The sequence below is a fragment of the Pseudomonas sp. HS-18 genome (assembly GCF_020401845.1).
In the GTDB taxonomy this organism is placed as follows: Bacteria; Pseudomonadota; Gammaproteobacteria; order Pseudomonadales; family Pseudomonadaceae; genus Pseudomonas; species Pseudomonas nitroreducens.
On the sequence record NZ_CP084413.1, the window covers coordinates 4,508,073 to 4,529,325 of the forward strand.

A 21,253-nucleotide genomic window follows, 5' to 3' on the forward strand; every position below is an offset into this window, starting at 1 on the left:
CCCGTCGACGCAACCCCCAGCGCCGTGAGCGGGTGGGTTGCAATTGCACTTCACTCCCGCCTTAGAGCTGCTGCCAAAATGAGTCTGTTCTCCGCTGTCGAAATGGCCCCCCGCGACCCGATCCTGGGCCTGAACGAAGCTTTCAACGCCGATACCCGTCCGGGCAAGATCAACCTGGGCGTGGGCGTGTATTACAACGAGGAAGGTCGCCTCCCGTTGCTGCGCGCCGTCCAGGCCGCGGAGAAGGCCCGCATCGAAGCCCACGCTCCGCGCGGCTACCTGCCGATCGAAGGCATCGCCGCCTACGATTCGGGCGTGCAGAAGCTGCTGTTCGGCGCTGATTCCGAGCTGCTGGCCGAAGGCCGCGTGGTCACCACCCAGGCCGTCGGCGGCACCGGCGCGCTGAAAACCGGCGCCGACTTCCTCAAGCGCCTGCTGCCCAACGCCACGGTCGCCATCAGCGACCCGAGCTGGGAAAACCACCGCGCCCTCTTCGAAGCCGCCGGCTTCCCGGTGCAGAACTACCGTTACTACGACGCCGCCACCCACGGCGTGAACCGTGCCGGCCTGCTGGAAGACCTCAACGCCCTGCCCTCGCAATCCATTGTCGTTCTGCACGCCTGCTGCCACAACCCGACCGGCGTCGACCTGACCCTGGACGACTGGAAGCAGGTGCTGGACGTGCTCAAGGCCAAGGGCCACGTGCCGTTCCTCGACATCGCCTACCAGGGCTTCGGTGACGGCATCGACGAAGACGCCGCCGCTGTGCGCCTGTTCGCCCAGTCGGGCCTGAACTTCTTCGTCTCCAGTTCCTTCTCCAAGTCGTTTTCGCTGTACGGTGAGCGCGTTGGTGCCCTGTCGGTCGTGACCGATAGTCGTGAGGAATCCGCCCGCGTCCTGTCCCAGGTCAAGCGCGTGATCCGCACCAACTACTCCAACCCGCCGACCCACGGCGCCAGCGTCGTCGCTTCCGTCCTGAATAGCCCGGAGCTGCGTGCGGTATGGGAAGAAGAACTGGGCGAGATGCGCACCCGCATTCGTGCCATGCGCGAAGCCATGGTCGCCCAACTGGCAGCCCAGGGCGCCAAGCGCGACTTCGGCTTCGTTGCCCAGCAGCGCGGCATGTTCTCCTACTCCGGCCTGACCGCCGAGCAGGTTGAACGCCTGAAGAACGAATTCGGCATCTACGCCGTCGGCACCGGCCGCATCTGCGTGGCCGCGCTGAACAACGGCAACCTGGACACCGTCACCCGCGCCATCGTCCAGGTGCTGTAAAAAATTAAGGGGAAGTCATCGCCTGATTGTTGACTTCCCCTTCTTAATCAGTAAGATACGCACCGTTGTTCCGCGATAGCTCAGTCGGTAGAGCAAATGACTGTTAATCATTGGGTCCCTGGTTCGAGTCCAGGTCGCGGAGCCAAATTCGAAGCCCTCGGCACATGCCGGGGGCTTTTTTATTGGGCCTCCGGACTCTCTCCAGGCACTGAGTCCCAGGTGGTGCCCCCTTCGGAGCCGCGCTGAGGCGCGTTCGGCTGACGCCGTCGAGTCCAGGTCGCGGAGCCCAAATTCGCAGCCCTCGGCACATGTCGTGGCTTTTTCTTTGGACTCGAAAAAGTCTTCAATGAAAAAGCCGGTCGACGACCGGCCTTTTCATTCCAACTGGCAAAGCTCAGAGCGAAATCTTGTCGCGATTCTTGTCCAGCGTACCCTTGCCGATGCCCTTTACTTCCAGCAATTGATCGACCGTGGTGAACGGACCGTTGGTTGTGCGGTAGTCAACGATGGCCTGTGCTTTCACCTTGCCGATGCCTTTCAGGGAATGCTGCAACTCTTCAGCCGATGCAGTGTTGATATTCACGGCCGCCACCTGGGCAATAGGCGCCTTCTCGGCCGAAACTGTGGTTTCGGCTGAGGGTTTTACGGCCGGAGCCCCATTGGTGGCTGCCAGAGCGGCTCCACCGAACGAGAGGCCCGCCAACAGAATCAGACTTGTAACGGAAAGCAGACTCTTCTTCATGGATCGTTCCTTGATGCAACAGGTTTCGAGGCAGGCACGATTGCGCTGCCTGGAAAACATATCGCCAGGAACACCGGTGAAAACGCCGGTTTAGAGAGTCGGCGGCAGATTCCGGCGCCGCCGACAGTTCACCAAGAAAGGACTGACATGACTCGCAGACGCAGCAGCGGCGCTGCCTGCTAGGTAGCCCACCGACTCAGGGCTCCATTCGCCGCTGCTGATGGATCAGGTCGACGATCTCGCCCTCGGGGCAATAGCCGCTGACGGTTTCCCGCAGTAGTTGCCGCACACGTGCGTAATTGCCCTGCTCTACCGCCTTGAGCAGATCAGCCAGGACGAGCTTGAAGCCCTCCCAGTGCATCAGCTCCTCGTTGGCCTTCATGATCATGGGATGCTCGGTGGCGCAGACGTTGTCGCCGATCAGCAACTCCTCGTAGAGCTTTTCGCCAGGCCGCAGGCCGCTGAACTCGATGGAAATGTCGCCCTGGGGATTGCGCTCGGAGCGGACGCTCAGGCCGGACAGGTGGATCATCCGCTCGGCCAGCTCGAGAATCTTCACTGGCTGCCCCATGTCCAGCACGAAAACGTCGCCGCCGCGCCCCATGGAGCCCGCCTGGATCACCAACTGGGCCGCTTCCGGGATGGTCATGAAGTAGCGGGTGATGCCCGGATGGGTCACGGTAACCGGACCACCGCGCTTGATCTGCTCGCGGAACAGCGGAATGACCGAACCGGAGGAGCCCAGCACATTGCCGAAGCGAACCATGGTGAACCGGGTCTTGTTGACCTGGTGCACGCCGGACTTGTCGCCGAACAGCACCGGCGCGGACTCCTGGCTCAATGCCTGCAGAATCATCTCCGCCAGGCGCTTGGTGCTGCCCATCACATTGGTCGGGCGCACTGCCTTGTCGGTGGAAATCAGCACGAAGTGCTCGACGCCGGCCTGCACCGCCACCTGGGCGGTATGCAAGGTGCCCATCACATTGTTCAGGACGCCTTCGGAGATATTGTGCTCGACGATGGGCACATGCTTGTAGGCCGCGGCGTGATAGACCGTCGCGACCTTCCAGGTGCGCATGACATCGAGCAGGCGCTCAGCACTGCGCACGGAGCCGAGGATCGGCACCAGCTGCACCGCGAGGGACTCGCGCTTGACGCGGTTCTCCAGCTCCTGGTGCACCCGGTAGAGGTTGTATTCGCTGTGTTCGAACAGCACCAGCACGGTAGGCGACGAGCCCAGGATCTGTCGGCAAAGTTCGGAGCCGATGGAGCCGCCTGCGCCAGTGACCATCACCACTTCGCCGCGAAGACAGTGTTCGAACAGCTCCTTGCGCGGCTCGACCGGGTCACGCCCGAGCAGGTCGGCGATATCCACTTCCTGGATGTCGTCTACCCGCACCCGGCCGTTCGCCAGCTCGATGAATCCAGGCACGCTTCGCACGTGGACCGGGTAGGGCTCGAGCAAGCCGAGAATTTCGCGGCGGCGGGCGCGCGTCGCAGAGGGAATCGCCAACAGCACTTCCTGCACGCCGGTTTCGTCGATCATCTGCTGAATATGCTTGGGCTTGTAGACGCGCAGGCCAGCAATGATACGGTTGGCTATCTCGTCATCGTCATCGATGAAAGCGACCGGACGCATCGCGCGACCGAGACGCAAGGCGGCAACTAATTGGTTGCCGGCAGAGCCCGCGCCATAGACGGCAACCTTCGGCAAGCCGTCCTGTTGTTTGAGGAACGGGACCGCCTGCACGGTGCTGTACCAGTCCCCCATGAAATACTGGCGCATAGCCAGGCGTAGTCCGCCGATCATCAGCAGGCTCAGCCACCAGTAGTTCAGGACCAGCGAACGCGGAACCGCCTCGATTACCGAGCGGTTCCAGTAAACCACCAGCGACAACAGCAGCGCCGAGATGGTCACCGCCTTCCAGATCGCGATCAGCGCGTCGTTGCCGAGGTAGCGCATGACCGCGCGGTACATGCCGAAACGGATGAACAGCGGAATCGCCACCGCCGGGGCAGCAAAGAACAACCAGCCGTGCACGCGGAACGGGTACTCCAGATCGTCCGTACCCAGTCGCACGATGAACGCCAGCCACAGCGCAAACCACACCAGGCAAATATCGGTGGTGACCTGCAGTAACCGTTTGTTTCGTCTCGGAAGCCTCAGCAGGCGTTCTCGAAGCATCAGCGCTTGTCCTTATCCCGAGCAGAGGAAGTTTTCCACCCGCTACATTGACCACCCAATCCGGCGGAGTTCAGCTCACATCCTGTTCATCCGGACGACCTGCACCCAGATGAGCTACGACAAGCACCAATGGAGCATAGGCGACAATCAGCGCCAGCAAACCTGAAACATGCCCCAGCGCGACCAGCAGCGCCAGCGGCAGGAGCCAGAACACGTTGATCGCACTTACCGCCAGCGATACCCGCAGATGACTGCCGTAGCGTCGCGAAGCGCGTTGGTAGGCATGGCTGCGATGCGCTTCGTAGACGCGTTCGCCGCGCATCAGCCGATGAATCAGGGTGAACGTCGCGTCGACGATGAAAACGCCCAGGAGAATCAACCAGCTCCAGATCAGCGGCGGGGCCACCGAGGAGGCCTGCAGCGCCAGACCGCCGAGGATCAACCCGAGGAAACCACTGCCCGCATCGCCCATGAAAATTCGCGCGGGAGGGAAATTCCAGACCAGGAAGCCCGTCGCCGCCAGGCCCAGCAGCAACGGCAGCCAGACCTGCTCCACCGCCCCGAACGCCCAGCCGCAGAGGGCTCCACCCAAACAGACGCTGATGGCCTCCAGGCCGGCAATACCGTCGATGCCGTCCATGAAGTTGTACAGGTTGAGCAGCCAAACCAGGAACACCAGCCCCAGGAGGTCACCTGCCAGGCCCAGGTCCAGCGCGCCCCAGGGCAACGGCAACACGGGCACGCCACCCAGCCAGCAGAGCAGCCAGAGCGCCGCGACAAAATGCCCCAGAAGCCGCCAGCGTGCCGGAATATGGCGGTGATCGTCGAGGAAGCCAATGGCCGCAACCAGAGCGCCGGCCGGCAGCAGGGCCACCAGGCTGGCTCCGCCGACCATCCCGAGCACGGCCGCCAAGGGCAAGCCGCCGAGAAAACCCAGTACAATCGCAACACCACCACCGCGCGGCGTGGGAATCCGGTGCGAACTGCGGGCGTTCGGAATATCCATGATGCTGCGCGCCAGCGCGTAGCGACGAACACCCGCCGTCATGGCCCAGGACGCAATGAACACTGCCAGAAGCAGCAATGCCGCACTCATCTTCTCTGCTCCTGACCGTATCCCTGCACTGTTTCCAGCAGGGCCTGTTCGACGCTCACGGGGGGAGCCCAACCCAGCCGGCTGCGGGTTGCGGAAATATCCACCTGCAGGCATCCCAGCAGGCGCTGGATCTGTTGGCCTCGCCCGGCCAGCAGCCCCAGCAGGCGCAACAACCCCGCGGGAACCGGCAGAAGTCGAGGCTGCAAGCCCATGGCCCTGCTCAGGCCGCGACACAACTGGGCCGTGGACAGGTCTTCTCCATCACTGACCAGGAACACCTGCCCCGCCGCTGCGGGGTGGCGCGCGCACAGCACCAACAGGTCGACCAGATTATCCCGGGCCACCAGGCTACGGCGATTGTCGATGGAGCCGAAGGGCAGCGGCAGACGGCGCTGCAAGGCGCGCATCAGACTGGCGAAGTTGGCCTTGACCCCGGGACCATAGACCAGTGGCGGGCGCACCACCACGACCTCCAGTCCCGTCTGCCGGGCAATCTCGAACAAGGCTCGCTCGGCCTCGAGCTTGGATTGACCGTAAGGGTCCTGCGGCTGCGGCTCGGCATCGGCCGTGAACGGCCGACCAGGCGTGGTTTCCTCGCCATTGACCTTGATCGAACTGACAAAGACAAAACGCCTCACGCCCGCCGCCGCAGCCTGCTGCGCCAGATGCCGGGTCGCCTCGACATTCACCGCGCGAAACTCGGCGAGTGGATCGGCAGCCCGCTCGTCCATGACGTGAACCCGGGCAGCGCAATGAATCACGGCATCGATCCCTTGCAGGGCCGGCGTCCAGGATTGCGCCACGCTCAACCCGTCGATGAGCGCCACCTCGACACCTTCCGGAAACTGCACAATGGCGCCACGCTGGGCGACGCGAATCTGCACATCATCTTCCTGGCACAAGCGAGCCAGCACGCCTCGGCCGACAAAACCGCTCGCGCCCGTGAGTAGAACCTTCAATCCAGCACCTGCAGAACCTGACGCCAGCGGCGCCTTCCATGTTTGAGCGAACGCGTCAGAGCGGCGAGATGACCGGTCGCAGCGCATTCCAAGCGTGACAGCTGGGACATTGCCAGTGCAGTTCGCGGCCGGCGAAACCACACTTGCCGCATCGATAGCGCGGCATTGTCTTATACAAACCGATGATTATTGGAGCGATTTTTCCGGCTGCCGAGTCTTTTTCGCCATCGTTTCCGACTACTTCAAGGTACTCGCCGACTCCTTGCCAGGAAGGATGACGCTCCACCCGCTCCAGCAGGCTCTCGCGCCAACCGGACGCTCCCGCTGGCAGCTCGTTTTGCGCCAGTAGGGCGAGGATTGCCGGCGGCACTTCCTCGCCAGTGGCCAAACCCCGCAGGCACGCCAGCAACTCGGGCCGGGCAAGGCCATCATGGCGACGCAACAGCGGCACGATCTCGCCCAGGAAGGCCTTGGCATCGCTCGCCAACTCGCCGACGGTAGCCACGGCAGCGACCTGATCCTTGCGCCACAACTCGCAGTCCAGCCGCATCAGCAGAGCGCGCACGCAGCGCTTGTCCACACGGCGAGCCTCACGCAGCAGCTCCTGCATGGCACTGCGATCGCCGGTCCTGCCCTTCTCCTGGGCGAGTTCGCAGTAGTAGTTGGCCAACGCCGCGCTCAGTTCGGGGCGACTTGCGACCAGGCGCGAGGCCAACTCGATGGCGCGCGACCAGTTCTTCTCGCGTTCGCAGATCAGCCGTTGTTCATCCAGCGCTTCCAGGGAGATGGGTTCATCGCGTTGCTGCGTCAGCTCGTCCAGCAGTTCCTCGGCGCTACCCAACAGGCCGCCAGCGATGTAATCGCGCGCCAGTTCCAGGCGCACCTGTGCCACCAGCGAACCATCTTCGCCGGCGCGGCCCAGCAGTTCCTGGTGAATGTGGATGGCTTTCTCGATATCGCCGCGACGGCGAAACAGGTTGCCGACGTGCAGGTGGCTTTCGAGAGTCTCCGGGCTGACGACCAAGCCTTGGGACAAGCTTTCCAGCGCATCGTCGGAGTGTCGCTCCAGCAGATTGTGCATGCTGTGGACACGGCTCCGAAGGTGGGTTTCGGAGGCTTCCCGGGGTCGGGAAAGAGAACGACGCCCCATCCACCAGCCGATGGCCAGGGCGCAGAAGAAGAACAGCGTGGCGATGACGCTAGGCATGGTCCGTCAGCGACTTTTCACGCAGCGCGTCATTCTCCTTGCGGAAACGAGTGACTTCGGAGCGCAGGCCGCTCATGCGGGCATGCGCCTTTGCTCGGAAGGGAATGCTCAGCAGCAGGCCGATCACGCCACCGACGATGAAGGCAAGGGAAATGAAGACCACCAGCGGCCACTGCGGCGATTGCCAGCCGAGGAAGGTCAGCTGTGCGGACTGCAGGTTCTCCAGGACGAAAACCACAACGATGGCGGCCAGGACGACCAACGCCAGAATCAGCAGGAAACGTTTTGCCCGAAGCATGGACACTCCTTCTTGAAGACGGATACCCCGGGGTCACTCGGGTTCGTTGACGCGGTCGCGCAGCTCCTTGCCGGGCTTGAAGTGCGGGACGAACTTGCCGTCCAGGCGCACGGACTCGCCGGTTTTCGGATTACGCCCCACGCGCGGTGCGCGGTAGTGCAGAGAGAAGCTGCCGAACCCCCGGATTTCGATGCGATCCCCCGTCGCCAGAGCCTGGGACATTTGCTCAAGCATGGTCTTGATCGCCAGCTCCACATCCTTTGCGGAAAGCTGCCCCTGATGGGTGACGATTCTCTCGATCAACTCCGACTTGGTCATGGTTTTCCCTTCTTTTTCAAGCGGCTAGATCAGCTCTAGGTTCTTTTAGCATGCTGATCATGCTTTGAACAGCCCGAACGGAAAGGATGTGTTTTCTGCCGGTCAAGTAGCCGGCGAATAAAAAATGGCCGACTCCCAGGCAGGGAATCGGCCACGGTCGCGTCCAGGAGCGGTAGGATGCGCAAGGGGGAAGCGGATCAGGCGATGGCGGCGAGCTGCGCCTTGGCCTTGGCCAGGCCTTTCTCGGCGAATTCACCGCCCATGTTCAGGCCTTCGGCGTGGATGAAGGTCACGTCATGGATGCCGACGAAGCCCAGCGCCTGGCGCAGGTAGGGTTCCTGGTGATCCAGCGCGCCGCCGGCGTACACGCCGCCACGGCTGGTCAGAACGAAGGCGCGCTTGCCGGTGAGCAGGCCCTGCGGGCCGGTCTCGGTGTATTTGAAGGTGACGCCGGCGCGCAGCACATGGTCGAGCCAGGACTTCAGCGTGCTGGGGATCGCGAAGTTGTACATCGGCGCGGCCAGCACCAGCACATCGGCGGCTTGCAGTTCGGCCGTCAGCTGGTTGGAGCGCTCCAGCGCGATGCGCTCGATCTCGCTGTGCTCCTGGGCCGGCTTCATCCAGCCACCCAGCAGGTTGGCATCCAGGTGCGGCACCTGCTCGATGGCCAGGTCGCGAACCTGGATCTCGTCCGCCGGGTGCGCCGCCTGCCACTGCGCGATGAAATCGCGGGTCAACTGGCGGGAAACGGAACCTTCCTGGCGGGCACTGCTTTCGATGACGAGAACGCGGGACATGGACTGGACCTCCATCGGTCATTGAATGTGTCGATGGAGGCCATCCTAGAGATGAATAAATCGATAAAAAAGCGCAAATAATCGCTTCTAATTATCGAATAAATTGATTTCTCGCAAAACTGCTTCTAGTCTTGTCCGGCAGAGTACTCAACCCGGCACGCAGGTGAGCTTGATGCGCAGCTTGATCACTGCGCGACTGAAGCTGGAAGTCAGGTTCGCTTCCTTGCCCGGCGCGATGGAAGCCTTGCGGACATGCGGAGTTTCCGGGCCATTGACGAAGACTGCGGTGCAGGTCGCCTGTTCCTGACCATTGTTGCGCAGGATGATGGCACCCATCTGGTCGCCTATGTCCTGGGTGTCATAGTCCACCTGGGTGCCCTTGAGGGATTTCTCCACTTCAATGGGATAGGCCAGGGCGGTCAGCGGCAACAGTGCCAGAACGGCACAACAGAATTTTTTCATGGCGGTCTCTTGTTGGTCTTCTGCGGACCGCCAGATTAGACAAGAGGAAGCGAGGATGAAAGCGCCCCGCGTTACCCTGGATCAGTGGAGAACCCTACAGGCCGTGGTCGATCACGGCGGCTTCGCCCAGGCGGCGGAAGCCCTGCATCGCTCACAGTCGTCGATCAGCTATACCGTGGCGCGCATGCAGGAGCAACTCGGCGTACCGTTGTTGCGCATCGACGGGCGCAAGGCGGTGCTCACCGAGGCCGGTGAAGTGCTGCTGCGTCGCTCCCGGCAGCTGGTGAAATCCGCCGGCCAGCTGGAAGAGCTTGCCCATCACATGGAGCAGGGCTGGGAGCCGGAAGTACGCCTGGTGGTCGACGCCGCCTACCCCACCGTGCGCCTGGTGCGCGCCCTCTCCGCCTTTATGCCGCAGAGCCGCGGCTGCCGCGTGCTGTTGCGCGAGGAAGTGTTGTCCGGCGTGGAAGAAGCGCTGGTGCAAGGGCACGCCGACCTCGCCATCAGCGGCCTGAACATCCCCGGCCACCTGGGCGCCGACCTCTCCATCGTCGACTTCGTCGCCGTTGCCCATCCCGATCACCCGCTGCACCGACTGCAACGCGAAGTCACCCACCAGGACCTGGAAACCCAGATGCAGGTGGTGATCCGCGATTCCGGTCGCCTGCAGCCGCGCGACGTCGGCTGGCTCGGCGCCGAGCAGCGCTGGACGGTGGGCAGCCTGGCCACCGCCGCCACCTTTGTCAGCAACGGCCTGGGCTTCGCCTGGCTGCCGCGGCACATGATCGAGCGCGAGCTGCGCGACGGCCAGGTCAAGCCACTGCCGATGAAACAGGGCGGCGTGCGCGAGAGCCGGTTCTATCTTTACCCGAACAAGGAAAAGCCCCTGGGCCCGGCCACGCAGATCCTCGTGGAACTGCTGACCACCTTTGCCAATGTGCCACTCGACGCCCATTTCGCCGCCCCCGAAAGCCCGGTCTGAGCATATAGGCCGCACGAAAAAGGAGCCCGTCATGCCGTTCTTCGACCACGCCGGCCACCGCCTGCACTATGAGGAAAGTGGTTTCGGCACGCCGGTCCTGCTGGTGCACGGGCTCGGCTCCAGCACCCGCGACTGGGAGTTTCAGGTGCCGGAACTGGAAAAGCGCCACCGGGTGATCGCCCTCGATGTACGCGGCCATGGCCAGTCGGACAAGCCGCGCCAGCGCTACAGCATCGGCGCCTTCGCCGAGGATGTGATCGCCCTGCTCGACCACTTGCGCCTGGGCCGCGTGCACCTGGTGGGCATCAGCATGGGTGGCATGATCGGCTTCGAACTGGCCACCCGCTGGCCGGAGCGGCTGAACAGCCTGACCATCGTCAACAGCGCGCCGGAGGTAAAGCCACGCAGCCCTCGCGAGTACCTGGAAGTGGCGCGCCGGCTGTTCCTCGCCCATGTGCTGGGCCTGGATACCGTGGGCAAGGCACTGGGCAAGATGCTCTTCCCCAAGCCAGAACAGGGCGACCTGCGCCGCAAGATCCAGCAGCGCTGGCCGCAGAACGACAAGCGCGCCTATCTGTCCAGCCTGCATGCCATCATCGGCTGGGGTGTGCAGGAACGCCTGGCGCGCATAACCTGTCCAACCCTGGTGATCAGCGCCGACCGCGACTACACCCCGGTTTCGCTCAAGCAGGCCTATGTCGGGCAGATGCCCAACGCACGCCTGGTAGTAATCGAGGATTCGCGCCACGCGACGCCGCTGGACCAGCCCGAACGCTTCAACACCACCCTGCTCGACTTCATCGATCAGGTCGACCATCCCTAGAACCTCAGGAAACATCCACCAAATGACCCTGTTCAAACGCTTCCTGCTCGCTGCCTGCTCCCTGGTCCTGGCCGGCTCGGTGTTCGCCGCCGACAGCAAGAACCCGCATGTGCTGTTGTCCACCACTTCGGGCGAAATCGAAATCGAGCTGTACGCCGACAAGGCGCCGATTTCTGTGAAGAACTACCTGTCCTACGTCGACAGCGGCTTCTACAACGGAACCATCTTTCACCGCGTCATCCCCAACTTCATGATCCAGGGCGGCGGTTTCACCGAGGCCATGAAGGAGAAGGACACCCAGGCGCCGATCAAGAACGAGGCCGACAACGGCCTGCTCAACGAACGCGGCACCCTGGCCATGGCACGCACCAGCGACGTGAACTCCGCCACCAGCCAGTTCTTCATCAACCTGACCGGCAACGACTTCCTCAACCACGGCGCCCGCGACTTCGGCTACGCCGTATTTGGCAAGGTCGTACGCGGCATGGGCGTGGTCGACCAGATCGCCGGGGTCAAGACCGGCAACCGCGGCATGTTCCAGGACGTACCGACCACCCCGGTGGTCATCCTCTCCGCCAAGCGTCTGTGATTCTGCGCAATCACGGCTGACGGAGGCCATTCAAGGCGGGGCCAGGACGGCCCCGCCGACAACCCGAGAGCTATCATGCTTTACCGTCGTTTCGAGCGTCTGATCGATCCCTTCCGCGACGTCCCCGAGCGCATGCCGCCGTCCGATGTCATCCGCTTCTACGTCTATTACCTGCGCCAGGTCTGGCCGGTCTTCCTCGCCCTGCTCTTCGTCGGCCTGATCGTCGCCCTGATCGAAGTCGCGCTATTCAGCTACCTGGGGCGCATCGTCGACCTCGCGCAAGGCACCGTGCCCGCGGACTTCTTCACCCTGCACGGCCGCGAGCTGATCTGGATGGCCGTCGTCGCGCTCATCCTGCGCCCGGTGTTCAACGGCCTGCACGACATGCTGGTGCACCAGAGCATCAACCCCAGCATGACCAACCTGATCCGCTGGCAGAACCATCGCTACGTGCTCAAGCAGAGCCTGGGCTTCTTCCAGAACGACTTCGCCGGGCGCATCGCCCAGCGCATCATGCAGACCGGCAACTCCCTGCGCGATTCTGCCGTGCAGGTGGTGGATGCCATCTGGCACGTGGTGATCTACACCGTCAGCGCCCTGGTGCTGTTTGCCGAGGCCGATTGGCGCCTGATGATCCCGCTGCTGCTGTGGGTCGTCGGCTACGTCGGCGCGCTGGGCTACTTCATTCCCCAGGTGAAGCATCGCTCGGTGGTCGCCTCGGACTCGCGCTCCAAGCTGATGGGCCGGATCGTCGACGGCTACACCAACATCACCACCCTCAAGCTGTTCGCCCACACGCGCCAGGAAGAGGACTACGCCCGCGAAGCCATCGACGACCAGACCCGCAAGGCCCAGCAGGCCGGACGCGTGGTGACCTCGATGGACGTCACCATCACCGTCTTCAACGGCCTGTTGATCGCCGGTACCACCGGCCTGGCCCTGTGGCTGTGGACCCAGTCGTTGATCTCGGTCGGCGCAATCGCCCTGGCCACCGGCCTGGTCATCCGCATCAACAACATGTCCGGCTGGATCATGTGGGTGGTCGGCGGCATCTTCGAGAACGTCGGCCAGGTGCAGGACGGCATGCAGACCATCGCCCTGCCCCGCCAGGTGAACGACCAGCCCGGCGCCAAGCCGTTGGTGGTGAGCCATGGCGAAGTACGCTTCGACCAGGTGGACTTCAGCTACGGCAAGGGCGGCGGCCTGATCAGTGGGCTGGACCTGACCGTACGCCCCGGCGAGAAGATCGGCCTGGTCGGGCCGTCCGGCGCCGGCAAATCCACCCTGGTGAACCTGCTGCTGCGCCTGTACGACCTCGAGGGCGGGCGCATCCTGATCGACGGCCAGGACATCGCCCACGTGACCCAGGAAAGCCTGCGCGCGCAGATCGGCATGGTCACCCAGGACACTTCGCTGCTGCACCGTTCGATCCGCGACAACCTGCTCTATGGTCGCCCGGACGCCAGCGAGGCGGATTTGCAGGACGCCATCCAGAAAGCGCGCGCCTCGGAGTTCATTCCGCAACTGAGCGACGCCGAGGGTCGCTTCGGCCTTGACGCCCACGTCGGCGAGCGCGGCGTGAAGCTCTCCGGCGGCCAACGCCAGCGCATCGCGATCACCCGCGTGCTACTCAAGGACGCGCCGATCCTGATCCTCGACGAGGCCACCTCGGCGCTGGACTCCGAGGTGGAAGCGGCGATCCAGGAAAGCCTGGAAACCCTCATGCAGGGCAAGACGGTAATCGCCATCGCCCACCGGCTTTCCACCATCGCGCGCATGGACCGGCTGGTAGTGCTGGAGCACGGCCGCGTGGTCGAGAGCGGCAGCCATGCCGAGTTGCTTGCCCATGGCGGGCTCTACGCGCGGCTGTGGCGGCACCAGACGGGCGGGTTCGTCGGGGTGGATTGAAGCCCGAGGGTCACGCGCGACCCTTTCGCGAACAGCCCCGCGTCGGGGTTTGTTCGCGAGCAAGCTCGCTCCTGCTGGGAGCAGTCCTGCACCGGGCGCGTTTTTCTGTAGGAGCGAGCTTGCTCGCGAACCCGCACGGCAACTCTGCTCAGCCGCAGAAGCCCCCATAAAAAAGCCCGGCACAAGGCCGGGCACGTCCAAATCCAGGACAGCTCAGTGTGTGTCCAGTAGCGCCAGCGCCTCACGACTCAGGCGTTCGACCGTCGACCAGTCGCCGCCGTCGACGGCGGCCTTGGGCAGCATCCAGCTGCCGCCCACGCACATCACGTTGGCCAGGCGGTAATAGTCATTCAGGTTGTCCGGGCCGACGCCGCCGGTAGGGCAGAAACGGATGTCCGGGAACGGACCGCCGAAAGCCTTGAGCGCTTCCACGCCGCCGGCGACCTTCGCCGGGAACAGCTTGAAGCGGCGCAGGCCATGGCGATAAGCGGCCATGATTTCCGACGCGGTGGCAACGCCCGGCAGCAACGGCACAGGGCGAGTCCCCGCGTACTGCAGCAACTCCTCGGTGCAGCCGGGCGTGACGATGAACTTCGCCCCCGCCTCTTCCGCCTGGGCGAAAGTTTCCGGGTCGAGCACGGTGCCGGCGCCGACGATCAGCTCCGGGCGTTGCTCGCTCAACTGGCGGATCGCGGTGAGACCCAGCGCCGTCCGCAAGGTCACTTCCAGAACGGTGATGCCGCCGGCTGCCAGAGCATCCGCCATGGGCAGGATGTCTGCCTCGCGGTCGATGGTGATCACCGGCAGGATGCGCGCACGCTGCACCAGGGCATCGATCTGCTGGATGTGTTGTTCAGGCATAGCGGTAACTCCGTGCTTCAGGGGCACCAGTGGATCGAAAGAGGTGAACGCAGGAACGCATTGACCGGCATGCGCTGGTCGTCGTTATCGCTGAGCGCCTGACTCAGCGTGGCCAGCTTGGACTCGCCCTGGATGGCCAGGATCTGCACCCGCGCGCCCTGCAATACGGCTCGGGTGAGGGTCAGGCGCTGGTGCGGCACGGTCGGCGCCCACATCGGCAGGCATCGGCGTGTGCCGGCCGGGTCGAGCGCCTCGACCAGGTTGGTGCTGCCAGGGAACAGCGAAGCCGTGTGGCCATCGTCGCCCATGCCCAGCACCAGCACATCGATGGGCAGCGTCAGCTCGTGGAGGAAGCGATCGGTCTTGTCGGCCGCCTCCTCAAGGCTGCTCACCGGCTGATACAGGCCGATGAACTGCGCCTTGCCCGCCTCGCCCTTGAGCAGATGGCGGCGCAGCAGGCCTGCATTGCTGTCAGGGTGCGACTCGGGCACCCAGCGCTCGTCGGCGAGGCTGACGGCGACTTTCGACCAGTCCAGTACCGCGCCGCTCAGGGCCTCGAGGAAAGCCACCGGACTGCGCCCGCCGGACACCACCAGCAATGCGCGGCCGCGCTCGATCAGCGCCTCGCGCAGCGCGTCGGCTACCGCTTCGGCGAGGCCGCGGGCCTGCTCGGCGGCGTTGTTCCAGGTCTTCCAGGCCATGCCTTCTTTCAGTGTCGGTTCAAAGATCGCCATACCAGTCCCTCCCGTCGCGAGCGATCAGGGCAACCGACGCCTGCGGTCCCCAGCTTCCGGCCGGGTAAGGCTTGGGCTCCTCGCCCAGGCGGCCCCAGCCGTCGATCAGGCCATCGCACCATGTCCAGGCGGCCTCGATCTCGTCCTTGCGGACAAACAGGTTCTGGTTGCCCTGGGTGACTTCCAGCAACAGTCGCTCATAGGCATCCGGCGTACGGGCGGTCTGGAAGGTTTCGGAGAAATTCAGTTGCAGCGGGCCGGTACGCAGTTGCATGCCCTTGCCCAGGCCTTGGTCCTTGGTCATCACCTGCAGGGAAATGCCCTCGTCCGGTTGCAGGCGGATGATCAGCCGGTTGCTGATCAACGAGCGCTGCTCCGGGGCGAAAATGTAGTGCGGCGGTTCCTTGAAGTGGATGACGATCTGCGAGTGCTTCTGCGGCATGCGCTTGCCGGTACGCAGGTAGAACGGCACGCCGGACCAGCGCCAGTTGCGGATATCCACCCGCAGGGCGACGAAGGTCTCGGCGTCGCTGTTGGGGTTGGCATTTTCCTCGGCGAGATAGCCCGGCACGGGCTTGCCGTCGATGTAGCCGGCGGTGTACTGGCCGCGCACCACGCGGGTCGCCAGTTGCTCGGGAGCGATGGGCTCCAGCGCGCGCAGCACCTTCACCTTCTCGTCGCGAATGCTGTCGGCGGTGAGGTTGGCCGGCGGGTCCATGGCGATCAGGCAGAGCAGTTGCAGCAGGTGGTTCTGCACCATGTCGCGCAGCTGGCCAGCCTTGTCGAAGTAGCCCCAGCGGCCCTCGATGCCGACCTTCTCGGCCACGGTGATCTCCACGTGGGAGATGTGGTTCTGGTTCCACTGGGTCTCGAACAGGCTGTTGGCGAAGCGCAGCGCGATGAGGTTCTGCACCGTCTCCTTGCCCAGGTAGTGATCGATCCGGTAGATGCGGTTTTCCGGGAAGAAACGTGCCACGGCGTCATTCACCGCGCGGGACGATTCCAGGTCGTGGCCGATGGGCTTCTCCAGCACCACCCGGGTGCGTTCGGCGAGGCCGGCAGCGGCAAGGTTCTCGCAGATGCCGCCGAACACCGAGGCGGCGGTGGCGAAGTAGGCGACCAGGGTCTTCTCGTCGCCCACCAGCTCGGCCAACGCCTGGTAGGAGCCGGCGTCGAGGAAGTCCATGCTCAGGTGATGCAGGCGCGCCTGGAAGCGGGCCCAGACCTGCTCATCCCACTCTTTCGCCGGGACATACTGGCGCAGACGGCGTTCGATGGTTGCCAATGGCGCTTCCGTGGCGCCGTCATCGCGGGCCAGGGCAAGAATGCGGGTATCGCGGTGCAGCAGGTCTTCGCGGTCGAGCTGGTAGAGCGCCGGCAGCAGTTTGCGCAGGGCGAGATCCCCCAGGGCGCCGAACAGCGCAAGGGTGCAGGGCAGAACGCGGACTTCAGGCATTTGTTGTTACCAACCAAATTTTGAACGATAGTTAGCCTTCTACGCCGGCATTAAGACAAATATGTAGTAATTAAACAACATATTTCTGCCGTTTCGCGCCGTTGTTGGTCGCTTGCCAGCCTGACGTTAGGATAGCGCCGCTGGCCGCACCTACCCGGTCAACCGTCGATTGCCCAAGGAGCACGGATGAAAAACCTGCTGGAGCAGATCCAGAGCCGTCTGGAAGAGCTGAACAAGGCCGAGCGCAAGGTCGCCCAGGTGATCCTGCACGACCCGCAGCAGGCCACGCGCTTCAGCATCGCCGCGCTGGCCCAGGCATCGAGTGTCAGCGAGCCGACGGTGAATCGCTTCTGCCGCTCCTTCGGCATGAGCGGCTATCCGGAGCTGAAGATCCAACTGGCGCAGAGCCTGGCCAGCGGCGCAGCCTTCGTGACCCAGGCCGTGGCGGCCGACGACGGCCCCGAGGCCTACACGCGCAAGATCTTCAGCAGCACCATCGCCTCGCTGGACAGCGCCCACAAACTGCTCGACCCGAAGGTGATCGACCGCGCCGTGGACCTGTTGATCCAGGCCCGGCAGATCCACTTCTTCGGCCTTGGCGCGTCCAGCTCGGTGGCCCTCGACGCGCAGCACAAGTTCTTTCGCTTCAACCTGGCGGTGTCAGCGCAGAGCGATGTGCTGATGCAGCGGATGATCGCCTCGGTAGCACACACCGGCGACCTGTTCGTGGTGATTTCCTACACCGGGCGCACCCGCGAGCTGGTGGACGTGGCCCACCTGGCGCGACAGAACGGCGCCTCGGTGCTCGGCCTGACCGCCGCGGACTCGCCGCTGGCCCGCGCCAGCACCTTGAGCCTGGACATCCCGCTGCCCGAGGACACCGACATCTATATGCCGATGACCTCAAGGATCATCCAGCTCACCGTGCTCGACGTGCTCGCCACCGGCGTGACCCTGCGCCGTGGCGTGGATTTCCAGCCGCACCTGCGCAAGATCAAGGAGAGCCTGGTGCCGACCCGTTACCAGCTCGACGAGGAAAGTTGAGGGCGGCGCCGCCCTCGGCTCTGGAAAAGCCCGCTCCTGCAAACGCGCGCAGAACCATCACCTGCTGTAGCAGCAAGTTCGCTGCTACGGAGAACAGCTCGAGCTGGTGTCAGTCATCCGCGCTCGGATCGAGCCCCGGGAACAGCACCTCGGTAAAGCCGAACTTGCTGAAATCGGTGATGCGCGACGGATACAGCCGGCCGATCAGGTGGTCGCACTCGTGCTGCACCACCCGCGCATGGAAGCCTTCCACCGTGCGGTCGATGGGCTGGCCCTGGGGATCGACGCCCTGGTAGCGGATGCTCCGGTAACGGTCCACTGCGCCACGCAGGCCCGGCACCGACAGGCAGCCTTCCCACCCCTCCTCCAACTCGTCGCCGACAGGCGTGATCAGCGGATTGAGCAGGATGGTCGGCGGCACTGCCGGTGCATCCGGGTAGCGCTCGCTGCGCTCGAAACCGAAGATCACCAGCTGCAGGTCCACGCCGATCTGCGGCGCGGCCAGGCCAACTCCACCAACGTGATGCATGGTCTCGAACATGTCGTCGATCAGTTGCTGCAGCTCGGCGCTACCGATCATCGACTCGGGCACTGGCGGGGCGATGCGCAGCAGGCGCTCGTCGCCCATCCTGAGAATCTCGCGGATCATCTTGGCCTCGTCGCCAGGGAGTGAGACCGGCATCCTCTGCCCTCCCACGCCGCATGGCAAGCCCGCGACCGCCCGGCAGCGCCCCGCGAGCCACGCCCCCCGGTGTTAGACTGGTGCATGACGACATTCTTCGAACGCCGGAGATTTGCCGGGAAACGCGGCAGATCACGGACGAAACCCTGGGGGGATCTTTTATTTCCGAGGGGCGCGAGGTTCGTCATGAACAGGCATTACTACATCAGCGACAACCTGGACGACCTGGAACAGGTCGAGCAGGAGCTTTCCGAAAGCGGCATCGGCATCGAGCAGATGCATGTGCTCAGCGACAGCGACGCGGAACTGGAAGAGCACCGCCTGCATGAAGTGCCGTCGGTGATGAAGAAAGACGTGGTGCACTGGGGCAAGATCGGCCTGGTGATCGGTGCCGCACTGGCCGTGCTGGTACTGGTGGTCGGCTACCTGAGTGGCTGGACGCAGACGGCGGCAGGCTGGATCCCCGTGGTCTTTCTCGCCGCGGTGCTGCTGGGCTTCAGCCTGTGGGAAAGCAGCTTCTTCGGCCTGCAACGCCCCAGTGGCGACGTGCGCCGCTTCCAAGGCAACCTGCAGCAAGGCCGCCACGTGTTCTTCGTCGACGTGAAGCCCGAGCAGGAACCGGTGCTGGACATGGTGGTGCGCCACCACCCGCGCCTGGAGATCGCCGGCTTCGGCAGCGCCATGCCGGCCTGGTGGCTCTCCGTCGAGCAGGCCTGGAATCGCTTCCGCCACATGATGTAGCGGCAAGCGCCAGCCTCTTCTCCGCGGCTCTGGTGACCCGCGGCCTTAGCCCTGCGCGCTGTTGAACCGCAACAGAACTCGTTCAGGGTCGGTTCAGAAACCGTTAGCCTGCTATTGATATACATCAGCCGAGTGCCTCCGAGCGGATTCGAAAATATGCGAATCCATTCACATTCAGGAGGCTGGGAAATGCCCACATCGCCCAACCAGAAACTCGGCCTGGCTGCACTCACCGCCCTGGTGGTCGGCTCCATGATCGGTGGCGGCATCTTCTCGCTGCCGCAGAACGTCGCGAAAAGCGCCAGCCCCGGCGCTGTTCTCATCGGCTGGGCCATCAGCGGTATCGGCATGCTGATGCTCGCCTTCGTCTTCCAGAGCCTGTCCAACCGCAAGCCGGAACTCGATGCCGGCGTCTACGCCTACGCCAAGGCCGGCTTTGGCGACTACATCGGCTTCAATTCGGCATGGGGCTACTGGCTCAGTTCCATGCTCGGCAATGTCAGCTACTTCGTGCTGATCTTCAGCGCGCTGGGCTACTTCTTCCCGGTGTTCGGCGAGGGCAATACCGCCATTGCCTTCGTCTGCTCATCCCTGCTGCTGTGGAGCCTGCACTTCCTGATCCTGCGCGGGATCAAGCAAGCGGCCTTCATCAACCAGATCACCACGGTCGCCAAGGTCGTACCCATCGTCCTGTTCATCCTGATCGGCCTGGTGGCGTTCGACATGGACCTGTTCACTGCCGATTTCTGGGGCCACGGTCATGTCGATTTCGACAGCGTGATGAGCCAGGTACGCAACATGATGCTGATCACCGTCTGGGTGTTCATCGGCATCGAGGGCGCCAACCTGTACTCAGGCCACGCGAAGAAGCGCTCGGATGTCGGCACCGCCACGGTGATCGGCTTCGTCTCGGTGATGGCGCTGCTGGTGCTGGTGAACGTGCTGTCCATGGGCATGATGAACCAGGCGCAACTGGCCGGCTTGCCCACCCCGTCCATGGCCTACGTACTGGAACACGTGGTCGGTCACTGGGGCGCCGTGCTGATCATCGCCGGGCTGGTCGTCTCGCTGTTCGGCGCGCTACTGGCGTGGATTCTGCTGAGCGCGGAAATCATGTTCGCCGCTGCCCAGGACCACACCATGCCCAGGTTCCTCGCCCAGGAGAGCAAAGCGGACGTGCCGGTCAACGCGCTGTGGCTGAGCAACGCCACGGTGCAGGTATTCCTGATCGTCACCCTGTTCGCCGCCAGCACCTACACCAGCCTGGTGTACCTGGCCGCATCCATGGCGCTGCTGCCTTACCTGTTCTCCGCCGGCTACGCCGTACTGCTGTGCCTGCGCGGGGAAAGCTATGAAGGTCTGCTGCGCGAGCGCCGCAAGGACCTGGTAATCGGCGCCATCGCCCTCATCTACAGCCTGTGGCTGGTGTATGCCGGCGGCATGGATCACCTGCTGCTCTCGGCGCTGCTCTACACCCCGGGCGTGGTGCTGTTCATCATGGCCAAGCGCGAGCGCGGCGAACGCGTGTTCAGCAAGGCGGAAGGGCTGATCTTTGCCGTCCTACTGGCCGCAACACTGGGCGCCGGCTACGGTCTCTATTCCGGACAGCTGAGCCTCTGAGCCCAATATCGAACGCCCGCGGCTTCGGTCGCGGGCTGGCGTTACCAGGAGAAAAAATGACCGTTCCCGCTCAGGTCACCATCCACTCCACCGCCGGCCTCGATCGGCAGCAGTACCGTATTCGCATGAGCTACGTCGTGGAAAATGCCGCCAGCCGTGATGCGACAGTGAAATTCGAGCTGGATGGCGAAATCGACGGCCAGCCCTTCAATGACGGCTTCGAACTCCCCGGCGATCTCGCCTTCAACTTCGCCGGCAGCGCCACGCGCATTTTGCGACGGCACGGCCTGCGGGTCTGCAGCGGGCCGGTACTGCGCTTTCGCAAGGAGCATGACCGGGTGTTCGACGACCTGCGTCGCCAGCTGAAGGCCGAGCCGGGCACGCCGGTCGACCTGCAGCGCATGGGCTCGCTGGCCCCGGCCGAGCCGCGTTGCGCGGTGGCCGAGTCCATCGTCCGCGGGCGCGGCTGAGCCG

Annotated in this window: 22 protein-coding genes and 1 tRNA gene; 10 read left to right on the forward strand and 13 right to left on the reverse strand. The window is 63.9% G+C overall.

Translation table 11 applies throughout. The features are described 5' to 3' along the window. Window positions 1–78 precede the first annotated feature (78 nt). Window positions 79–1,275, forward strand: coding sequence for an amino acid aminotransferase (locus tag LDJ84_RS20900; RefSeq protein WP_024767348.1), 1,197 nt, complete (start codon window positions 79–81; stop codon window positions 1,273–1,275). Window positions 1,276–1,344: 69 nt separating this feature from the next. Continuing rightward, a tRNA-Asn gene (locus LDJ84_RS20905) sits at window positions 1,345–1,420 on the forward strand. Between the two features lie 249 nt (window positions 1,421–1,669). Here the strand turns inward: LDJ84_RS20905 and LDJ84_RS20910 are convergent. The 9 genes from LDJ84_RS20910 to LDJ84_RS20950 form a co-directional block, all read right to left on the reverse strand. Then, window positions 1,670–2,017, reverse strand: coding sequence for a ComEA family DNA-binding protein (locus LDJ84_RS20910; protein WP_024765976.1), 348 nt, complete (start codon window positions 2,015–2,017; stop codon window positions 1,670–1,672). A gap of 196 nt (window positions 2,018–2,213) precedes the next feature. Further along, window positions 2,214–4,202, reverse strand: coding sequence for a polysaccharide biosynthesis protein (locus LDJ84_RS20915; RefSeq protein WP_170858335.1), 1,989 nt, complete (start codon window positions 4,200–4,202; stop codon window positions 2,214–2,216). A gap of 70 nt (window positions 4,203–4,272) precedes the next feature. Beyond that, a complete protein-coding gene (locus tag LDJ84_RS20920) occupies window positions 4,273–5,298 on the reverse strand; it encodes an MraY family glycosyltransferase (RefSeq protein ID WP_065086059.1) in 1,026 nt (341 codons plus the stop codon). Further along, window positions 5,295–6,257, reverse strand: coding sequence for a UDP-glucose 4-epimerase family protein (locus LDJ84_RS20925; RefSeq protein ID WP_226045369.1), 963 nt, complete (start codon window positions 6,255–6,257; stop codon window positions 5,295–5,297). Before LDJ84_RS20925 ends, LDJ84_RS20920 begins: the two co-directional genes overlap by 4 nt. A gap of 55 nt (window positions 6,258–6,312) precedes the next feature. Next, window positions 6,313–7,338, reverse strand: a complete 1,026-nt coding sequence (locus tag LDJ84_RS20930; protein ID WP_226045370.1) for a tetratricopeptide repeat protein — start codon at window positions 7,336–7,338, stop codon at window positions 6,313–6,315. Between the two features lie 118 nt (window positions 7,339–7,456). After that, window positions 7,457–7,762, reverse strand: coding sequence for a lipopolysaccharide assembly protein LapA domain-containing protein (locus LDJ84_RS20935; protein WP_024765972.1), 306 nt, complete (start codon window positions 7,760–7,762; stop codon window positions 7,457–7,459). A gap of 33 nt (window positions 7,763–7,795) precedes the next feature. Further along, window positions 7,796–8,080: an integration host factor subunit beta gene (gene ihfB, locus LDJ84_RS20940; RefSeq protein WP_003091441.1), complete on the reverse strand. Its 285-nt coding sequence runs from the start codon at window positions 8,078–8,080 to the stop codon at window positions 7,796–7,798. A 197-nt stretch (window positions 8,081–8,277) separates the two neighbouring features. Further along, window positions 8,278–8,877 (reverse strand): FMN-dependent NADH-azoreductase, encoded by a 600-nt coding sequence (locus LDJ84_RS20945; protein WP_037013416.1) that lies wholly within the window; start codon window positions 8,875–8,877, stop codon window positions 8,278–8,280. A gap of 147 nt (window positions 8,878–9,024) precedes the next feature. After that, window positions 9,025–9,339 carry a hypothetical protein gene (locus tag LDJ84_RS20950; protein WP_024765971.1) on the reverse strand — a complete coding sequence of 105 codons (315 nt, stop codon included), beginning with the start codon at window positions 9,337–9,339 and terminating at the stop codon, window positions 9,025–9,027. A 55-nt stretch (window positions 9,340–9,394) separates the two neighbouring features. On the opposite strand from LDJ84_RS20950, the gene LDJ84_RS20955 reads away from it, so the two are divergent. From LDJ84_RS20955 to LDJ84_RS20970, 4 genes are all read left to right on the forward strand, one after another. Continuing rightward, a complete protein-coding gene (locus tag LDJ84_RS20955; protein WP_024765970.1) occupies window positions 9,395–10,321 on the forward strand; it encodes a LysR family transcriptional regulator in 927 nt (308 codons plus the stop codon). Window positions 10,322–10,352: 31 nt separating this feature from the next. Then, entirely contained in the window at window positions 10,353–11,144 is a 792-nt protein-coding gene (locus tag LDJ84_RS20960) for an alpha/beta fold hydrolase (RefSeq protein ID WP_024765969.1), read from the forward strand. 28 nt (window positions 11,145–11,172) lie between these two features. After that, entirely contained in the window at window positions 11,173–11,733 is a 561-nt protein-coding gene (locus tag LDJ84_RS20965) for a peptidylprolyl isomerase (RefSeq protein WP_024765968.1), read from the forward strand. Window positions 11,734–11,808: 75 nt separating this feature from the next. Beyond that, window positions 11,809–13,641, forward strand: a complete 1,833-nt coding sequence (locus LDJ84_RS20970) for an ABC transporter ATP-binding protein (protein WP_084357429.1) — start codon at window positions 11,809–11,811, stop codon at window positions 13,639–13,641. A gap of 213 nt (window positions 13,642–13,854) precedes the next feature. Here the strand turns inward: LDJ84_RS20970 and LDJ84_RS20975 are convergent, their stop codons facing one another. From LDJ84_RS20975 to zwf, 3 genes are read right to left on the reverse strand one after another with little or no spacing between them, the layout of a single operon-like run. Further along, window positions 13,855–14,502 carry a bifunctional 4-hydroxy-2-oxoglutarate aldolase/2-dehydro-3-deoxy-phosphogluconate aldolase gene (locus LDJ84_RS20975; protein WP_084357430.1) on the reverse strand — a complete coding sequence of 216 codons (648 nt, stop codon included), beginning with the start codon at window positions 14,500–14,502 and terminating at the stop codon, window positions 13,855–13,857. A gap of 17 nt (window positions 14,503–14,519) precedes the next feature. Continuing rightward, the gene (gene pgl / locus LDJ84_RS20980) at window positions 14,520–15,236 is read right to left on the reverse strand and encodes a 6-phosphogluconolactonase (protein WP_196912114.1); all 717 of its coding nucleotides are present in this window, start codon (window positions 15,234–15,236) and stop codon (window positions 14,520–14,522) included. Continuing rightward, window positions 15,223–16,692, reverse strand: a complete 1,470-nt coding sequence (gene zwf, locus LDJ84_RS20985; RefSeq protein ID WP_024765964.1) for a glucose-6-phosphate dehydrogenase — start codon at window positions 16,690–16,692, stop codon at window positions 15,223–15,225. The genes pgl and zwf overlap by 14 nt, the downstream gene beginning before the upstream one ends. A 186-nt stretch (window positions 16,693–16,878) precedes the next feature. Here zwf and LDJ84_RS20990 point away from each other — a divergent pair, with 186 nt between their 5' ends. After that, the gene (locus tag LDJ84_RS20990) at window positions 16,879–17,736 is read left to right on the forward strand and encodes a MurR/RpiR family transcriptional regulator (protein ID WP_024765963.1); all 858 of its coding nucleotides are present in this window, start codon (window positions 16,879–16,881) and stop codon (window positions 17,734–17,736) included. Window positions 17,737–17,845: 109 nt separating this feature from the next. Here the strand turns inward: LDJ84_RS20990 and def are convergent, their stop codons facing one another. Next, window positions 17,846–18,385 (reverse strand): peptide deformylase, encoded by a 540-nt coding sequence (gene def / locus LDJ84_RS20995; RefSeq protein ID WP_084357597.1) that lies wholly within the window; start codon window positions 18,383–18,385, stop codon window positions 17,846–17,848. Window positions 18,386–18,604: 219 nt separating this feature from the next. Between def and LDJ84_RS21000 the strand changes: the two genes are divergently transcribed. The 3 genes from LDJ84_RS21000 to LDJ84_RS21010 all read left to right on the forward strand — a co-directional run bounded on the left by LDJ84_RS21000 (window position 18,605) and on the right by LDJ84_RS21010 (window position 21,249). Further along, on the forward strand, window positions 18,605–19,159 hold the full coding sequence (locus LDJ84_RS21000; protein WP_054907316.1) for a hypothetical protein: 555 nt from the start codon (window positions 18,605–18,607) through the stop codon (window positions 19,157–19,159). A 189-nt stretch (window positions 19,160–19,348) separates the two neighbouring features. Further along, window positions 19,349–20,779: an arginine-ornithine antiporter gene (gene arcD, locus LDJ84_RS21005; RefSeq protein WP_226045371.1), complete on the forward strand. Its 1,431-nt coding sequence runs from the start codon at window positions 19,349–19,351 to the stop codon at window positions 20,777–20,779. Window positions 20,780–20,835: 56 nt separating this feature from the next. Beyond that, window positions 20,836–21,249: a DUF5064 family protein gene (locus tag LDJ84_RS21010; RefSeq protein WP_054907314.1), complete on the forward strand. Its 414-nt coding sequence runs from the start codon at window positions 20,836–20,838 to the stop codon at window positions 21,247–21,249. Window positions 21,250–21,253: the final 4 nt, after the last annotated feature.

Bases quoted from the DNA above. Each gene is read 5' to 3' on its own strand.
- LDJ84_RS20900 (WP_024767348.1), top strand. From the start codon at position 79: ATGAGTCTGTTCTCCGCTGTCGAAATGGCCCCCCGCGACCCGATCCTG.
- LDJ84_RS20910 (WP_024765976.1), bottom strand. From the start codon at position 2,017: ATGAAGAAGAGTCTGCTTTCCGTTACAAGTCTGATTCTGTTGGCGGGC.
- LDJ84_RS20915 (WP_170858335.1), bottom strand. From the start codon at position 4,202: ATGCTTCGAGAACGCCTGCTGAGGCTTCCGAGACGAAACAAACGGTTA.
- LDJ84_RS20920 (WP_065086059.1), bottom strand. From the start codon at position 5,298: ATGAGTGCGGCATTGCTGCTTCTGGCAGTGTTCATTGCGTCCTGGGCC.
- LDJ84_RS20930 (WP_226045370.1), bottom strand. From the start codon at position 7,338: ATGCACAATCTGCTGGAGCGACACTCCGACGATGCGCTGGAAAGCTTG.
- LDJ84_RS20935 (WP_024765972.1), bottom strand. From the start codon at position 7,762: ATGCTTCGGGCAAAACGTTTCCTGCTGATTCTGGCGTTGGTCGTCCTG.
- ihfB (WP_003091441.1), bottom strand. From the start codon at position 8,080: ATGACCAAGTCGGAGTTGATCGAGAGAATCGTCACCCATCAGGGGCAG.
- LDJ84_RS20945 (WP_037013416.1), bottom strand. From the start codon at position 8,877: ATGTCCCGCGTTCTCGTCATCGAAAGCAGTGCCCGCCAGGAAGGTTCC.
- LDJ84_RS20950 (WP_024765971.1), bottom strand. From the start codon at position 9,339: ATGAAAAAATTCTGTTGTGCCGTTCTGGCACTGTTGCCGCTGACCGCC.
- LDJ84_RS20955 (WP_024765970.1), top strand. From the start codon at position 9,395: ATGAAAGCGCCCCGCGTTACCCTGGATCAGTGGAGAACCCTACAGGCC.
- LDJ84_RS20960 (WP_024765969.1), top strand. From the start codon at position 10,353: ATGCCGTTCTTCGACCACGCCGGCCACCGCCTGCACTATGAGGAAAGT.
- LDJ84_RS20970 (WP_084357429.1), top strand. From the start codon at position 11,809: ATGCTTTACCGTCGTTTCGAGCGTCTGATCGATCCCTTCCGCGACGTC.
- LDJ84_RS20975 (WP_084357430.1), bottom strand. From the start codon at position 14,502: ATGCCTGAACAACACATCCAGCAGATCGATGCCCTGGTGCAGCGTGCG.
- pgl (WP_196912114.1), bottom strand. From the start codon at position 15,236: ATGGCGATCTTTGAACCGACACTGAAAGAAGGCATGGCCTGGAAGACC.
- zwf (WP_024765964.1), bottom strand. From the start codon at position 16,692: ATGCCTGAAGTCCGCGTTCTGCCCTGCACCCTTGCGCTGTTCGGCGCC.
- LDJ84_RS20990 (WP_024765963.1), top strand. From the start codon at position 16,879: ATGAAAAACCTGCTGGAGCAGATCCAGAGCCGTCTGGAAGAGCTGAAC.
- def (WP_084357597.1), bottom strand. From the start codon at position 18,385: ATGATCCGCGAGATTCTCAGGATGGGCGACGAGCGCCTGCTGCGCATC.
- LDJ84_RS21000 (WP_054907316.1), top strand. From the start codon at position 18,605: ATGAACAGGCATTACTACATCAGCGACAACCTGGACGACCTGGAACAG.
- arcD (WP_226045371.1), top strand. From the start codon at position 19,349: ATGCCCACATCGCCCAACCAGAAACTCGGCCTGGCTGCACTCACCGCC.
- LDJ84_RS21010 (WP_054907314.1), top strand. From the start codon at position 20,836: ATGACCGTTCCCGCTCAGGTCACCATCCACTCCACCGCCGGCCTCGAT.